The following is a 15,306-nucleotide window of genomic DNA, read 5'->3' as shown; positions in this document are numbered from 1 at the left end:
CGCGTCGTCCACGACCGGTGCGACCGACTCGATGAAGGACGTCTGCAGACGGTTGACCTCCGCCGGGGCGAGGTTGGTCGCGAGCGTTGAAACCAGCCAGGCACCACGAACCCGACCAGGTCGGGGACGACAAAGGCCCCCGACCGCTGTCAGGGGCCTTGCTCGGTGGGCGGTACTGGACTCGAACCAGCGACCTCTTCGGTGTGAACGAAACGCGCTACCAACTGCGCCAACCGCCCGTGCGTCGTTGAACTATAGCCGATCTGACCACCCTTGTCGCATCCGTGCATCCTCGACAAGCCCTGATCGTCAGGCAGGGTCGAGATCGGCCGAAGCCCGCTCGTCCCACACCTCACGCAGGCGCCTGGTCATGGGACCGGGTGCCTGCCACGTGGTGTCGTCCCAGCGCTCGACACCCTGCACGTCGCGCGACGACGACGTGAGGAAGACCTCGTCCGCGCCCTTCGCCTCGTCGAGGCTCATGTCGCGCTCGACCATGGATACGCCGGCCTCACTCCCCCATTCCAGGACGAGGCCGCGCGTCACGCCAGCCAACGGGGCCGCCGACAGCGGCGGGGTGACGACCTCGTCACCGAAGACGCAGAAGATGTTGGAGCCCGTGCCCTCGCACAGGTTGCCGTCGGTGTTGGTGAAGATCCCCTCGGTCGCGTCGCGGTCGATGGCGTACGCGAGCCCGCGGACGTTCTCCGCGTACGAGGTCGTCTTCACCCCCGACATCGCGCCCCGCACGTTGCGCTCCCACGGGGTGGTGACGATGGTCGTCGTGAGGGGCTTGGGCGCGGACGGCTGCAGGGCCACCACCAGTGTGGTCGGGCCGGATGCCTTGCCGGAGCCCAGCGGGCCGCGGCCGCCGGTGTACGTGATCCGGAACAGGCCCAGGGGCTGGTCGAACCCGTCCAGCACCGCGTCCATCCCCTCGCGTACGAGCCCCAGGTCGAGCTCCGGCAGCCCCAGGGAGGCCGCTGAGCGCTGCATGCGGGCCAGGTGACGGGTGGGAGTGAAGGCCGCGCCGTCGATCGCCTTGAACGCCTCGAAGACGCCATCGCCCACGACGATGCCGTGGTCGATCGCGGAGACCCTCGCCTCGTCAGACGTCTCATACAGGGTGCCGTCGACCCACACCCGGGTCTGGTCGAAGTCATCTGCAGCCATGGGCATATTGTGCCTCTTGCCGAGCGACGCGACGACGGCGGGCCGCAGGGGTGCCGCAACGATCCGTCGAGGTCGGCGGGAACCCGTCGAGAAGCCCGGCGCGCCCGCAGCGGCCGCGATCTCGAATCATGGACACGACGGGCGGGGAAGGGCCGAGCGCCCTGGCAGGTGGGCGACTTGGACGTCCATGGCCCGGGTTACGGCGATCGGTAGCGCGCCGTGTCGGTGTCCAGGACGACCACCCTCCTTCCATCGAAGAGACGGCCGTCGGGTTGGTGATGCGTCAGCTGCCGGCACCCACGTTACGAAGAGACCTCATCTGGACCGTGTCCCTATCAGCGGTCGGCTGGCGCCGCCGGACCCGCGCTTTTGGGTCTTGTGTTGCATGCGTGCTCAGGTCCGCCCCTACACGCATCAAGACTTTTCTCAGTCGCAACGCCGGCACGCGCGAGCTCACGCAACGTCCACTCGGTGAGGTGGGCGCCGGAACCGGAGTTTGCCACTTCGGCTGCTGCGACTCATCTCCTCTACACGGAGCCTGAGGAAGCCCTGCCTATTCAGTGCTCAACTGCTCCGCGACGTCAGTGATGCACACGGCGGTTCATCACCGACTTTGGCAGGTACGCAGTGACTACCCAGTTTGGTGCGTCGACGAGTTCGCTGATCTTGAGGTCCACCACGACGCTGCACAACAGATAGGCGTCCGCTGGTTCTAGCGAATAGTTTTGCCCTAGCAGTTCGATCATGCCTCGGACCGCTTCCTTACTGGCCGTCATGAGGTCAGGCGCGATACCCATCGTCGCGTGGTAGCCCGCGTCCTCTATGCCCGCTCGAAGCGGACCTGAGGTCTCGAACCGAGGAGCAGAGATGGTTCGCCCCTTGTGCAGACGAACGCGGACCTCGCCATACATGCTCCCCAGTTCCATGGCCGATACGCAGACCTCGCCAACTCCTTGCGCTCCATGGGGGACTCGACGTGAGCGAGCAGGTGGCGCGACGGATGCGCGCGGCCCCGGCCGACGTCCGCCCCGGTTCGACGAGGTCTCGTTGGGCCTGAACTGCACCAGAGGCATTTCTCTGCCTCCTTGTCGGCGGTCCGAAGAGGCCGCTGACGAGGGGTGTTGCTGGTGGGCGGTACCAGATTTGAACTGATGACCTCTTCCGTGTCAGGGAAGCGCGCTACCAACTGCGCCAACCGCCCGAGGTGGGTACCGGATTTGAACCGGTGTAAACGGATTTGCAGTCCGTTGCCTCGCCTCTCGGCCAACCCACCACGTGTGGGGCAGAAACCCCATGGGGGGAGGCCCCACTCCGAGCGGACGACGGGATTCGAACCCGCGACCCTCACCTTGGCAAGGTGATGCTCTACCAGCTGAGCCACGTCCGCATGCTTTTCACTCGGCGTTTCCGCCTCGTTCAGCGCGTGGATAAACATAGACCACCTTCTGCCAGGAACACAAATCGTCGGTCTGTGGCGTGTCGCGGAGGGCATCCGCCGGGCCGCAGATCCCCTCCGCAGACGTCATCTGCCGAGCCAGCCGCCGTCGACCGCGAGCACCTGTCCGTGCACGTACGCAGCCGCGTCGCTGGCCAGGAACACGGCCGCCCCGGCGATATCCGATGCCTCGCCCCAGCGTCCCGCAGGGATGCGCTCGAGGATCTGGCGGCTGCGCGTCTCGTCGTCGCGCAGCGCCTCGGTGTTGTCGGTGGCGATGTAGCCGGGCGCGATCGCATTCACGCGTACCCCCTTCGCGGCCCACTCGTTCGCCAGGCCCTTGGTGATGCCGGCGATGCCGTGCTTGGAGGCCGCGTACGCGGGGACGGTGATGCCGCCCTGAAAGCTCAGCAGCGAAGCCGTGAAGATGATGGCCCCGCTCCCCCGCTCCACCATGGCGCCGCCGACGGCTCGGGCCAGCACGAACGCGCTGCTTAGGTTGGTCTCGATGACGTGGTCCCAGTCCTCGTCTGTGGTCTCCGCGGCCGGCGCCCGCCGGATGGTGCCCGCGTTGTTGACGAGGATGTCCACGCCACGCAGTTCGTCGGCCAGCGCGCGAGTCGCGGCACGGTCGGACAGATCGCACTCCTTCGAGGTGAACGAGCGCCCGAGGGCGGTCACCTCCCGGTCGGCCCGACCGCCCGCGCAGCCGCGCGAGGAGACGCCGATGACGTCGGCGCCGGCCTGGGCCAGACCGATGGCGATGGCCTCGCCGATGCCGCGCGACGCGCCGGTGACGGCGGCCGTGCGGCCAGCGAGGGAGAACAGCGCGCCCGGGCCCCGCATCAGCGCAGCGCCGTGATCGGGGCAGGCTCGACGTCGGTGTAGTCGAGGTTCTCGCCCGCCATCGCCCAGACGAAGCTGTAGCTCGACGTGCCGAAGCCGCAGTGGATCGACCACGCCGGAGAGATGACGGCCTGCTTGTCGGACAGGATCACGTGGCGGGTCTCCTGCGGCTCACCCATCATGTGCACGACGCGCTGGTCCTCGGGCAGCCCGAAGTACAGGTAGCACTCGGTGCGGCGGTCGTGGACGTGGGCCGGCATGGTGTTCCACATCGAGCCCTCGGCGAGGTCGGTGACACCCAGCACCAGCTGGCACGACGCGGCGCCGTCGGCGTGGATGTACTTGCGGATCGTGCGCTCGTTCGACGTCTTGATGTCGCCGAGCTCGATCGGCGCGGCCTCCTCGGCGGAGACGTGGGTCGTCGGGTGCTCGGCGTGGGCGGTCGCCGACGCGAGGTAGAGCGCGGTGTCGCCCGAGAACGTGACGTCCTTGGTCCCGCGGCCCACGTAGAGGACCTCCTTGGGCTTCAGCGTGTAGTCGGTGCCGTCGCAGACAACCTTGCCGTCGGCCGTGCCGACGTTCACGACCCCCAGCTCGCGCCGCTCGCAGAAGAACTCGGAGCGGACCTCGGCCGGTGCCTCGAGCTTCACCTCGCCGGAGCCGGGGAGGACACCGCCGAGGATCATGCGGTCCTCCATGGCGTACGTCAGCGACACCTTGCCCTCCTGGAAGAGGTCGGTCACGACGAAGCGGTCGTAGATGTCGGCCGTGTCGAGCAGTGGCATCTGGTCGGGGGCGGTGCTGGGTCGGGTGTCCATGATCACTCCTGGTGGTGGTCGTCGGTGCGGTCTGATTCCTCGCGCCGGGCGCGTACGGCCTCAGCGTACGCACGCAGCGCGAGGCCCTGTCCCCAGGGCTGGATGCGGTCCGAACGGATGACCGCGTACCCGAAGGGGATGAGCTGGAGGATGGTGCCGGCACTCGTGAGGGCGAGCGTCCCATCCTGTTCGGTGTAGGCGTGGACCGCGCGCATCGCGAGGTCGGCGGCCCGGTCGTGGCCATCGTCGCCGACGCCCAGCCGGCGCGCCCGCCACAGCGCTGCGGCGATGCCCGCCGCGGCCGACGTCTCGAGGATGCCGCGTACCTCGGGGTGGGAGTCCACGAGGACGTCCCACACGCCGTGATCGGGCTGCACCGCGACGAGCGAGCGGAGCTGACGCCTCAGGCGTACGCGGACCTGGTCGGCGAGCTCGTCGAGCTCCGGGTCGCCCAGGTCGCGGGCCACCTCGAGGATGTCGGTCGCCGAGAGCGCGAGCCAGGCGTTGGCCCGGCCCCAGAAGCACCAGATCGTCTCCCCGTGGTGGGAGCCGTGGGCCATCAGACCACTGTCGGGGTGCTGGAGGATGTCGGCGTGGGCCAGCCACTGCCGGGCGATCGTCCGCGCGGGCTCGGGATCGACGAAGCGACGCGCCTTGGCGAGCAGGAACAGCCCCATCATGTGGACCGTGTCGGCCCACACGCCACCGGGCCAGTGCTCCACCGCGCCGTTGGGCGCCCGGGTCACGTCGGCACCGTCCAGCCACGCATCCAGGATGCGGACGAGGTCGGCGTGGTCGAGCCGCACGGCCGCCCCGCCGGGGGCGAGAGAGTTCACGTGGTCGGGGCGTACGCCGACCGCGCGTGCGTTGGCGAGGAACTCCCCCACCGACGCCGGCTCGGGGCGCCCGTTGGCGTCGGCCCAGTCGAGCAGGCCGTGCAGTACGACCCCCTCGCCCCAGAACCAGCGGTGCAGGCGCATGGCCTCGGCGCGCCGTGCGACCCGGTCGCCCGCATCGACGAGGTCCGCCGTCGACAGCGCGGGAGTGGGCGTACGCGGCGGCTCTGCAGCCTCCGAGACGGTCGGGTCGAGGCCCACGTCTTCGCTCACAGCGCCCTCCCTCGGGTGAGGTCCACGTGGTGCTCGAGGCCCCCGCACCGGGCGACCAGCGTGCCGTCGACCACCTCGCAGAACGGGGACTCGAACGGGACGAAGGGTCGCGGCGAGCCGTCGGGCTCCAGGTCGACGGGGCGGCCGTTCACCAGAAACGGCCCGTCCCAGGTGAGGGCGTGCTCGCGGCCGGCGTACGCCACCTCGACCAGGTCCCGGCCGAAGCGGGGCTCGGGCAAGCCCGCGGCGAACGTGGCGAGATCACCGTGGGTGGGCGCATCGCCCACCACGCACACCCACGCCCGGCCGTCGCCGCGCGGGCGGAGCTCGTGACGCGCGTCAGGGCCCGCCTGGGTGAGGTCGACACCACCTGCGCAGGCAATCGCCACATAGCCGTCCCCGCGACGCCCGACCGCCCACGGACCGGACAGCGTCCACTCGTCCAGCCGCGAGGTCGGGAACCAGGCGTGCGTGAACCCCATCGGGTCGCCGTCACGCAGACGGTAGAGCGCCAGCAGCACCTCGTGGTGCTGGCGTACGCGGGGCAGCTCGCGATTGCCCGCCCACGTATTGGGCCGAGCGGACGGCGAGTAGGAGGTGTTGGGCGCGTGGGTGACGAACACCTGGCACTCGGGGCCCAGCGTGGCGCCCCACACGTGTTCCTGCAGCCCGGGCAGCCCCGGGCGGTAGTCCTGCGCGGAGGCCAGCATCACGTGCGGCGTGGTGAAGATGGCGGTGTCGGAGCCGAACTGGCGGTCGAGCAGGTCGTGCTCGAACAGGTGACGCCCGCGGTAGCGCTGCACCGCCCAGTAGCGGTCGGGCTGGGCGACCGCGATCGCGCGGGCGACCTCGGGCACGCGGTAGAGCTCGGCGGTCGCCACGACCGCCGTCGGCAGGGTCATGTCGTTGAGCGCGCCCACGCCGAACAGTACCCACGACAGCGGGGCGGTCTCCTCCAACCGGGACGAACGGAGGGTCTGGACGTAGGAGCGACCATGGGCCGAGCCGTGGATGCCGCGCCACGAGTTCGCCGCCAGCGAGATGAGGACGCGGTCTGCCAGGCCGGCCGCCAGCTCGCGGAGCTCGGTGTCGTGGGCGTGCTCGGCGAGCGAGACCAGGGCGAGCGTGTCGATCGCCAGATAGGCGTTCGAGTCGAACTCGCTGAACCCACCAGCCAGGCGGGCGCGGATCCAGTCCTTGGCCAGCTGCAGGCCGTGCTCGGCGTGCTGGGCGCCGGTCCAGCCGTTGTTGGAGAACGTGCGGTCGGCCAAGAGCTGGCCGACCAGCAGCTCGGCGGTGTGCCAGACGAGCTGGTGGTTCTCGGTGAACCAGCACATGGCGTCGAGACCAGGCTCGTCGATCCAGTACTTCATGTCGGCCAGCGCGTCGAGCACGTCCTCGCGCAGGCCCGGAGCCCAGCGTCTGGCCCGGTGCAGGAGGTTGACGAGCCCGACGGTCTCGAAGTCGGCGCAGTCGCAGCGTGAGCGGACCATGCGCAGCGCGTCGGCCACGTCGTCAGGGGTGACCTCCCGGTCGGGGTCGAGGGCCACGGCGGACAGCGCCCCGCCCACGCCGCCACGGACCGACGCGTGCTCGAGGAACTCCCGCCGCCACGCCTCGGGCTCCCCCTCGGGGGCGTCCCGGTGACGCTGTGGCAGCCGTCCGACCGGGAAGGTCACGTGGACGGGTACGCGGACCGGGTCGGCACCGGCCAGGCGTACCTGGATTGAGCCGAACCGGGCCAGCAGGCCACTGGCCTGTGGTTGGACGCAGTCGAGGCTGGCGCAGCCGTCGACGAGCTCGACGACGTCCTCACCGGCCTCGGAGGTAACGGCGAGCCGGAGACCGTCCGGCCCGACGAGGCGTACGCAGCCGTCGTCGCTTCCCCAGCCGTCGGTCCCCACGGCCGCCAGGGCACGCTCGGCGACGGCGCTCTCCCACTCGTCCGCCCCCGGCGACGGCAGCACCACGCGCACGGGGAGGCCGGCCACGCGTACGCGCAGCACATGGCGACACTCGCGGCAAGCGACCTGCCAGCTCACGACGGTGAGCACGCTGCTGCGCGAGGGCAGGAAGACGTCGACCGACACCTCTGCCGGCTCCATGTAGGTGACGGTGTCACTCGCGGCCACCTCCCGCCCACCCAGGTAAGCCCGCCACGGGCCCGTCGACGCGATCAGCAGACGACGCCGGTCGGCCTGATCGACCTCCAGGACAGTGGTGGCGGCCGCGATGCGGTAGACGGGGGTGAAGCAGAACTGGCTCCAGTCGACGAGCCCGTCGGCACTGGTATGCAGGCGCGCCCACGTCCCGCTCAGGTCGTGTCCGGACCAGTGGTACGCCACCTCTCCCCCGGCCTCCGGGGCGCCGGTCGGCGGGTCGTCGCCGAGGGGGCGCCGCGCGTGCAACGCCTCCTTGCAGGGCGTGACGTCGGGGCCGTTGGTGAGGACCCAGCGGCCCAGCCCCGCCTCGGTGTCGTGCCAAGGGGAGCCGTCGGCGGCCAGGACCTCGTCCAGGTCGTCAGCGGGCACCTCCCAGGCGGGGCTGACCAGCCAGTGGCGGACGGTCCCACACTCGTCGAGCGCGTGGACCGTCCGCCCGGAGGCCGGATGGTCATCGGGTCGTGCGACCTCGTTGCTCACCGGGACTTCCTTCTCAGGGGAGGGTCTTCCTTCGGATCAGGACGTCACTTGAGGCCGGAGCTCGCGATGCCGGTGACGATCTGACGCTGGAGGAACAGGAAGATGATGATGACGGGGATCATCGAGACCACCGACATCGCCAGGATGTAGTTGAACGGCACGGTCTCCTGGCTGTTGAACTGCGCGAGCGCCACCGGGAGCGTGTACATGGCCTCCTTCTGACTGATGATCAGCGGCCACAGGAAGTCGTTCCAGCGCCACATCACCGAGAAGATGGTCACGACCGCGATGGGCGGCCCGCACAGCGGCAGCATCACCCGCAGGAACGTGCGGAACTCGCCCGCCCCGTCGACGCGTGCCGCCTCGATCAGCTCGTCCGGCAGCCCCAGCATGAACTGACGCAGCAGGAACACCCCCGTCGGCGTCGCCGCCGGCGGGATGATCAGGCCGAGGTAGGAGTTGACCAAGCCCAGCTGGGCAGCCACCTGGTAGACCGGGATCAGGATCACCTGAAGCGGCACCATGATCGTGGCGAGCACGAGGAGGAACAGGAAGTTGCGCCCTCGGAAGTTGTACTTCGCCAGCCCGTACGCGCACATTGTGTTGACGATCACCGTGAGCAGCGTCGCGCCCACGGTCACGATGACGGAGTTCTTCAGGTAGGTGGAGAAGCGGAACGTCTCAATCGCCTCGGTGTAGTTCGTCGGCGCGAAGCTCTCCGGCAGGACCCGCGGAGGGATCATGCCGAGCTCGGCCTGCGACTTGAAGCTCGACAGGACGGTCCAGACCAGCGGGGCAAGCACGATGATCGCCATCGCCACCAGCAGCACGTAGCGGATGACCGACCACGTGGCCGGGGGCTTGTTGCGCTGAGTGCCCGTCCAGGTCGGTTCCTTTCTTGCGGGCTTGTCCGCCACCTCGTCCGGGATGTTGGCCGTGGTGCTCATGCCGCCTCCTGCCGACGTCCGTTGAAGAAGTTGATCAGTGTGAACGCGAAGACGCAGAGGAACAGGATCACGCCGCCCGCGAAGCCGAGGCCGTACCGGATGGGGCTGTCGAAGGCTGCCTCGTAGATGTACTGCACGATCAGCGTCGTCGCGCCTACCGGGCCGCCGCCGGTGAGGGTGTAGATGAAGTCGAACGACTGGAAGCCCGAGATCGTCGACAGGATCAAGACGACCAGCGACGTCGGGCGCAGCAGCGGCCACGTGATCTGGAAGAACCGCTGCATGCCGGTCGCGCCGTCGACTTTGGCTGCCTCGTAGACGTTTGGGTCGATGCCCTGCAGTCCCGACAGCATGATGAGCGTGTAGAAGCCGGTGTGCATCCACAGCGCCACGAGCACGATGACGAACAGCGTCAGGCGGCCCTCCGTCAACCAGCCGGGCTGGGGCAGGCCCAACGAGCCCAGCATGATGTTGAGCAGGCCGTTGCCGCGGTCGAGGATCCAACCCCACAGCAGGCCGACGACGACCGCCGACAGCAGCGAGGGCAGGAACAGCACCGAGCGGAAGAACGAGCGCCCGGGGAAGGCGTCGTTCAGCAGCACCGCGAACAGGGTGGACAGGATCACCGTGAGGCCGACGAAGCCGACGGTGAAGATGACGGTGTGGAGGAAGACGCGGCCGAACTCGTCGCTGGTGAGCAGCTCGGCGTAGTTGGCCGTACCGACCCACTTGAACGTGCGTCCGTTGTTCGAGTCGTACAGCGAGTAGTTGAACATGTTGATCGCCGGGTAGATCGTGAAGAGCCCGAAGATCAGCATGTTCGGCAGCACGAACAGGTAGGGCGCGACGTTCTTGGCCGTGAAGATGCGGCGGCGGCGCCTGGGCGCCGCCGCCTGGGCCCCGGCCTTCACCGGGGCGTCCACGTCACTTCGTGGCATCCTTCAGCGCCTTGTCCGCGCCGGCCTTGATGTTGGCGGCGGCTCCCTCAGGGGTGCCCTTGCCCGCCAGCACAGCCGACAGCTCGTTCTGGACCGTCTTGGCAGCACCCGAGAAGGCCGGGGAGTACGCCGTGCCGAACGCCGCATCCGAGGTCTTCGACACATCGCTCAGGAAGACGTCCATGTCCTCGGCGCGCGTCGTGTACTTCACGCCGCTGGAGATGAGGTCCTTGCGGGTCGGCAGGAAGTTGGCCTCGGCCGACATCTGCTCCTGCGACTCCTTGCTGTTCATGAAGGCGATGAACTCAGCGGCCAGCTTCTGCTTCTTCGACTGCTTGAACGCCGCCATGAACTTGCCACCGGGGAAGCCACCGCAGTTGGCCTGACACGGGTTGGGGACGGCCTTCCAATCGAACTGGGCCGTCTTCTGGAACGCCGCGACCTGCCAGTTGCCCGAGATGTAGACGGGGGTCTGCTGGGCGAGGAAGATCTCGTTGGCGGCCTTGTATTTGGAGCCCGACTGGATGAACAGATCCTTCGGCATGGCCCCGGACTGGTTCAGGTCGTTGAACTTCTTGATGGCCTCGGCACCCTTGGCCTCGTCGAACGCGACCGACTTGCCGTCGGCCGAGTAGAGCGTCGTGCCGTACTGAGCCAGCATAGTGGAGATGCGGTGGCCGGAGACGTCCATCGCGATGGCGTACTCGGTCTTGTTCGCCTCCTTGACCTTCTGGGCAGCCTGGGCCATCTCGTCCCACGACTTCCAGGGGTTCTCCTTGGTCGGCAGCGGCACGCCGGCCTTCTGGAACAGTGCGGCGTTGACCAGCGGACCGTTCATCGTCAGGTCGCTGGGCGCGGCGATGAGTTCGTCTCCGTTGTGGGTGATGGCCTTGTAGCCGTCAAGGAACTGTCCGTCGAGGGCCGCCTTCTGGGTCTCATTGAGGTTGAGCAGGTCGTTCTTGAACGGCGTGACCGCCGCGAGGCGGGCGACGTCGGGCGCGTTGCCGCCGGCCAGGCGGGCCTGGAGCTGCTGCTCGAGGTTGGCGAAGGGAACGATCTCGATGTTGACCTTCGCGCCGGTCTTCTCCTCGAACTTCTTGACCAGGTTGCGCGTCGCCTGCTCGTCGGGGCCATCGGTGAAGTACAGGTAGGTGAGGGTCTTGTCCCCCTCGTCCTGCTTGGTGGGGGCCTCGGTCTGCGCGCCGGGCGCACATGCCGAGAGCGTCATGGCGCCCGCGACAGCAAGGGCGCCGACAGCTGTGGCGAACTTCTTCATGACTTTCCTTTCGTGGTGTCCTGCATGTTCGGTGTGACAGGTCTGGCGGTGTACGCGGTCGTCGGGCAGCCGAGCCGCAGGCTGATCTCACGGGCGGTGTTCATGACCCGGGCGCTCAGCTCGGCCGAGCGCGGCTCGATCCGTTCCCGCGGCCCGGCGATGGAGATCGCGTAGACGGGCATCTCCCGGTGGTCGAGGATCGCCGCGCCGAAGCACATGACGTCGGGGTCCTGCTCGCCGTCGTCGATGGCGTAGCCCCGGGCGCGGGTCGCGGCCAGCTCGGCGCGGAAGGAGGCGGCGTCGGTGAGGGTGGTGGGCGTGCCCGGCACGAAGCCGAGGAGGGGGATCAGTGCCTCCACATCAGCCGGCGGGAGCGCGGCCGCGTACGCCTTGCCCAGGGAGGTGACCTCGATCGGCCGGCGTACGCCGAGGAGGCGGCGTACCCCCACCACGTGGGAGCTGCGGTCCTCGTGGGCGACGTAGACGACCTCTCCCCCGTCGACGACGGCCATCAGGGCGGCCTCGCCGGTCTCCTCGGCGAGCGCGCGGATGAGGTTGTGCGCCACCTCCCAGACGTCCGACTGCGCCAGTGCGGTCATCCCGAGGAGGATGGCGGAGTCACCAAGGGTGATGCGGGCACTGGACGACGAGTCCCATCGCACGAGACCGTGGTCACGCAGGACGCCGAGGATGCGAAAGGTGGCGCTGCGACTGAGGTCGAGGCGCTCCATCAATTCGACGACGGTGGGCGCCTCGCCGGCGCCGAGATGGGCCAGGATCGCGAGGCCGCGCTGGAGCGTCCCGGACGGGAATGACTCCTCGCCCTGGGTGCGCAGTGCCATGTCGGCCGTCATCGCCCGCCTCCGAGTTCACTGAACGATCCAGCGAACCGCTCATAGGGATGAGCGTATTCCCTTCCCCGGGAGGATTCATAGCACCCCCCAACACCCATGGACAAACGTGACCAACCCGCAACTTCGACGTGACAGCCGTTCACAAATCCCACTATTCGAGATTTTATCTCAGATAGTGATATCCGGTTTGATGTGGTCCCCCAGAGGGGGATTCACTCGGGGCATCGAGCCCTTGGCCGCCGCGGTGACCCCGCTGCCCGAGGATCACCGACCCCCACAAGGGGCTGACCGCCCGAACCGGCACTGCTGCCGGCCCACACCACACGGTGTCGTCCGCGGGCGCGTGCCTGCCGACGCACCCCGATGCACTGCGAAAGGCACGACCATGACCGCTCCCGCGCTCATCCTGCTCGCCGATGGCTCCGCCGACCCGAAGGTCGCCGAGATCGTCCACGCCCTGCGCGTAGGCATGCAGTCGATGCGCAGCGAGGTGAGCGTCCACGTGTCCTTCCTCGATCACTGCCCGCCGTCGGGCCCCCAGGTGATCTCGCGACTCGCCCGGCAGGATGTCCGCGAGGTCGTGTTCGTCCCCTTGAACCTCTCGTCGGTCTTCGCCGACTCTCCCCCCATCGACGCGATGGTTGAGAAGGTGCGCGCCTCCCACCCGCAGATCTCGTTCACCGTGGCTCGCCCCCTCGGCCCCGAGGCGTCGCTGCTCACGATCGTCGATGCGCGCCTCCGCTCCGCGCTCGCCGCGCGCCACGTCACCGAGCTCGACGGCCTCGTGCTGGCGACCGAAGGTGCCACCGACCAGCGCAGCCAGAGCCTCATGGCCCGACGCGCCCGCCAGTGGTCGCTCCACCACCGCCTGCCGGTCGTCGTCGCGTCCGCCCACGAGTCAGGGCCGTCGATGACCCAGGCCATCGCGTCGCTGCGTGCCCAGGGCCGGCGCCACATCGCGGTGGGCTCGTTCCTCCTCACCCCGGGGGACGCCTGGACCCAGCAGGCGCGAGCGGCCCTGCGGGCCGGCGCGGTCGCCGTGGCCGCCCCGCTCGGCGCCGAGGAACCGGTGATGGACCTCGCCTGGGGCAGGTACGCGGTCGCCTCGATGGACCTGCTCGACTTCGGCTTCGCCGAGGCCACCGAGGAGACGCCCGCACGACGCCACCTCCACGTCGTCGGAGCCTGAGCCCACGGACACAGAACGGGCCGGGTCCCGCTCATCGGAGCGGCCCGGCCCGTTCGCCGTCGGTCAGCTGGACCGGCCGTCAGCTTGCCTCGACGCGCTTCTTCTCGGCCTCGACGTCGAAGTCGGCACCGGGCCACTGGGGGTCCATGTCGCGCAGCTCCTCGAGCAGGAGCCGCGTCACGGCCCAGTTGCGATACCACTTGCGGTTGGCGGGCACGTGGTACCAGGGCGCGGAGTCCGGGTTGCAGCGTTCCAGCAGCTCGGCGTACGCCTCCATGTAGGCTGGCCACTTCGAGCGGGAGTCGACGTCGCCCGGGTTGTACTTCCAATACTTCTCCGGGTTCTCAAGCCGCTCGAGGAGGCGGGCCTTCTGCTCGTCGTGACCCACGTTCAAGAAACACTTGATGACGCGCGTGCCCGAGGCGACGACCTCGGCTTCGAACTCGTTGATCTGGTCGTACCGCTTGCGCCACTGCGCCTCGGGGACCAGCGAGTCCACGCGCACGACCAGCACGTCCTCGTACTGGGAGCGGTCGAAGATGCCGATCATGCCCGGCTCCGGAAGCTCCTTGCGGATGCGCCAGAGGAAGTCATGCCTGCGCTCCTCCGCCGACGGCGCCTTGAACGCTTTCAGGTGGACGCCCTGCGGATCGACCAGCCCGATCGAGTGACGGATCACGCCGCCCTTGCCGGAGGTGTCCATACCCTGCAGGATCACCAGGACGCTCTGGGCGTCCTCGGCGCCCGTACGGCCCTGTGCGTACAACCGCTCCTGGAGATCAGACAGCTCGTCGGCCATCCCGGCGGTCGCGTCGGCCGCGTCCTCCTTGCCCTTGCCGGGATAACCGGGCTTCGCCCCGGGGTCGAGATCGGCCATGTCGACGGGGCCTTGCGGGATGCGCAGCAGGCTGCGCAGGTCGAGTTCTTCGGTCTTCGCCATCCCTCAAGTCTGCCGTACGCGGCCCTGCCGGGGCGGCAGCCCCACCCCCTGGGTCAGCTCGTCCGGTCCTCGACGGTGCGTGCCCGGCTGGGCTGCACGCGGCTCGGCTCGCCGGGCATCTTCGGGTATTCGGGCGGATAGGGCGCCTCGCCCTCACCGGCGGCCTCGTCGCGGGCATACCACTCCAGCGCGGTCTCGATCGAGCCCGGAACCTGCGCATACAGCGGCGCCCAGACGTCGCCCCGCTCGGCGAAGCGGACGGGCATGGTGCGGACCGTGAAGTCGTCGGGTCGGGCATCGCCGAGCTCGTCCCACGTCAATGGGGCCGAGACGCGTGCCTCGGGCACCGGCCGGATGGAGTACGCGGAGGCGATTGTCCGGTCGCGCGCCATCTGGTTGTAGTCGACGAAGATCTTCTCGCCCCGCTCCTCCTTCCACCAGCTCGTGGTGATCTTCTCAGGCATGCGGCGCGCCAGCTCGCGGCCGAGGGCGAGCACGGCATGGCGTCCTTCGACGAACGAGCAGCCCCGGATCGGGACGAACACGTGCACGCCGCGGCCGCCGCTGGTCTTGGGCATGCCTTCCAGCCCGGCGTCGGTGAGCACCCCCCGGAGCGCGTACGCGGCCTCGACCGCGTCGGCGAAGTCGGTGCCCGGTTGGGGGTCGAGGTCGATGCGCAGTTCGTCGACCACCTCGGTGTCGGCCATCCGCACGGGCCAGGGGTGGAAGCGCAGCGTTCCGAGGTTGGCCATCCACGCCAGGGTGGCGACCTCGGTCGGGCAGACCTCGTCGGCGGTCCGGCCGCTCGGAAAGCGGATCGTCGCCGTCTCCACCCACTCCGGGGCCCCCTTGGGCACGCGCTTCTGGTAAAACGCCTCCCCCTTCTCACCCGTCCGGGTCGTGAGCCTCATCCCGGGCTGGACGCCGCCCGGCCAGCGTTCCATCGTCGTCGGGCGCTGGAAGAGCGCGGCCAGCAGCCCCTCGCCGACGGAGACGCAGTAGGTCACGACGTCGAGCTTGGTGATCCCGAGCTCGGGGAAATACACCTTGTCGGGGCTCGACACGCGTACGACGCGCTCCCCGACCTCGACCTCAACGGATTTGGTCGCCATGCGGTCAGCCTAGGGGGTGCGCCTACC

The 15,306-nt window shown here is 69.0% G+C and carries 13 protein-coding genes and 4 tRNA genes; 1 reads left to right on the top strand and 16 read right to left on the bottom strand.

The window, feature by feature from the left end:
* Nucleotides 1-166: 166 nt before the first annotated feature.
* The 14 genes from ACYVGD_RS05605 to ACYVGD_RS05540 form a co-directional block, all read right to left on the bottom strand.
* Nucleotides 167-239: transfer RNA gene (locus tag ACYVGD_RS05605), tRNA-Val, on the bottom strand.
* 70 nt (nt 240-309) lie between these two features.
* Entirely contained in the window at nt 310-1,173 is an 864-nt protein-coding gene (locus ACYVGD_RS05600) for an aminotransferase class IV (protein WP_460742001.1), read from the bottom strand.
* 581 nt (nt 1,174-1,754) lie between these two features.
* A complete protein-coding gene (locus ACYVGD_RS05595) occupies nt 1,755-2,246 on the bottom strand; it encodes an acetamidase/formamidase family protein (RefSeq protein ID WP_460742000.1) in 492 nt (163 codons plus the stop codon).
* Between the two features lie 52 nt (nt 2,247-2,298).
* Nucleotides 2,299-2,374 (bottom strand) — tRNA-Val (locus ACYVGD_RS05590).
* A 1-nt stretch (nt 2,375) separates the two neighbouring features.
* Nucleotides 2,376-2,446: transfer RNA gene (locus ACYVGD_RS05585), tRNA-Cys, on the bottom strand.
* Nucleotides 2,447-2,487: 41 nt separating this feature from the next.
* Nucleotides 2,488-2,560: transfer RNA gene (locus ACYVGD_RS05580), tRNA-Gly, on the bottom strand.
* 135 nt (nt 2,561-2,695) lie between these two features.
* Nucleotides 2,696-3,454, bottom strand: a complete 759-nt coding sequence (locus tag ACYVGD_RS05575) for an SDR family oxidoreductase (RefSeq protein WP_460741999.1) — start codon at nt 3,452-3,454, stop codon at nt 2,696-2,698.
* Nucleotides 3,454-4,272 (bottom strand): 5-dehydro-4-deoxy-D-glucuronate isomerase, encoded by an 819-nt coding sequence (gene kduI, locus ACYVGD_RS05570; protein ID WP_460741998.1) that lies wholly within the window; start codon nt 4,270-4,272, stop codon nt 3,454-3,456. The genes ACYVGD_RS05575 and kduI overlap by 1 nt, the downstream gene beginning before the upstream one ends.
* Nucleotides 4,273-4,274: 2 nt before the next feature.
* Complete coding sequence (locus ACYVGD_RS05565; protein WP_460741997.1) at nt 4,275-5,381, bottom strand: glycoside hydrolase family 88 protein; 1,107 nt, start codon at nt 5,379-5,381, stop codon at nt 4,275-4,277.
* Complete coding sequence (locus ACYVGD_RS05560; RefSeq protein WP_460741996.1) at nt 5,378-8,023, bottom strand: hypothetical protein; 2,646 nt, start codon at nt 8,021-8,023, stop codon at nt 5,378-5,380. The genes ACYVGD_RS05565 and ACYVGD_RS05560 overlap by 4 nt, the downstream gene beginning before the upstream one ends.
* Before the next feature lie 44 nt (nt 8,024-8,067).
* Nucleotides 8,068-8,970: a carbohydrate ABC transporter permease gene (locus ACYVGD_RS05555; RefSeq protein ID WP_460741995.1), complete on the bottom strand. Its 903-nt coding sequence runs from the start codon at nt 8,968-8,970 to the stop codon at nt 8,068-8,070.
* Nucleotides 8,967-9,893: a carbohydrate ABC transporter permease gene (locus tag ACYVGD_RS05550; protein WP_460741994.1), complete on the bottom strand. Its 927-nt coding sequence runs from the start codon at nt 9,891-9,893 to the stop codon at nt 8,967-8,969. Before ACYVGD_RS05550 ends, ACYVGD_RS05555 begins: the two co-directional genes overlap by 4 nt.
* A 1-nt stretch (nt 9,894) precedes the next feature.
* On the bottom strand, nt 9,895-11,184 hold the full coding sequence (locus tag ACYVGD_RS05545; protein WP_460741993.1) for an ABC transporter substrate-binding protein: 1,290 nt from the start codon (nt 11,182-11,184) through the stop codon (nt 9,895-9,897).
* Nucleotides 11,181-12,038: an IclR family transcriptional regulator gene (locus tag ACYVGD_RS05540; RefSeq protein ID WP_460741992.1), complete on the bottom strand. Its 858-nt coding sequence runs from the start codon at nt 12,036-12,038 to the stop codon at nt 11,181-11,183. Before ACYVGD_RS05540 ends, ACYVGD_RS05545 begins: the two co-directional genes overlap by 4 nt.
* A gap of 385 nt (nt 12,039-12,423) precedes the next feature.
* On the opposite strand from ACYVGD_RS05540, the gene ACYVGD_RS05535 reads away from it, so the two are divergent.
* Nucleotides 12,424-13,227, top strand: coding sequence for a sirohydrochlorin chelatase (locus ACYVGD_RS05535; protein WP_460741991.1), 804 nt, complete (start codon nt 12,424-12,426; stop codon nt 13,225-13,227).
* A 79-nt stretch (nt 13,228-13,306) separates the two neighbouring features.
* Here ACYVGD_RS05535 and ACYVGD_RS05530 read toward each other — a convergent pair whose 3' ends face one another.
* Both ACYVGD_RS05530 and ACYVGD_RS05525 read right to left on the bottom strand, forming a co-directional pair.
* Nucleotides 13,307-14,167 (bottom strand): PPK2 family polyphosphate kinase, encoded by an 861-nt coding sequence (locus ACYVGD_RS05530; protein WP_460741990.1) that lies wholly within the window; start codon nt 14,165-14,167, stop codon nt 13,307-13,309.
* A 53-nt stretch (nt 14,168-14,220) separates the two neighbouring features.
* Nucleotides 14,221-15,279, bottom strand: coding sequence for a DNA polymerase domain-containing protein (locus ACYVGD_RS05525; RefSeq protein WP_460741989.1), 1,059 nt, complete (start codon nt 15,277-15,279; stop codon nt 14,221-14,223).
* Nucleotides 15,280-15,306 lie beyond the last annotated feature (27 nt).

It is taken from the genome of Mariniluteicoccus endophyticus (assembly GCF_054780035.1).
This window is presented reverse-complemented; position numbering and strand designations above follow the sequence as displayed.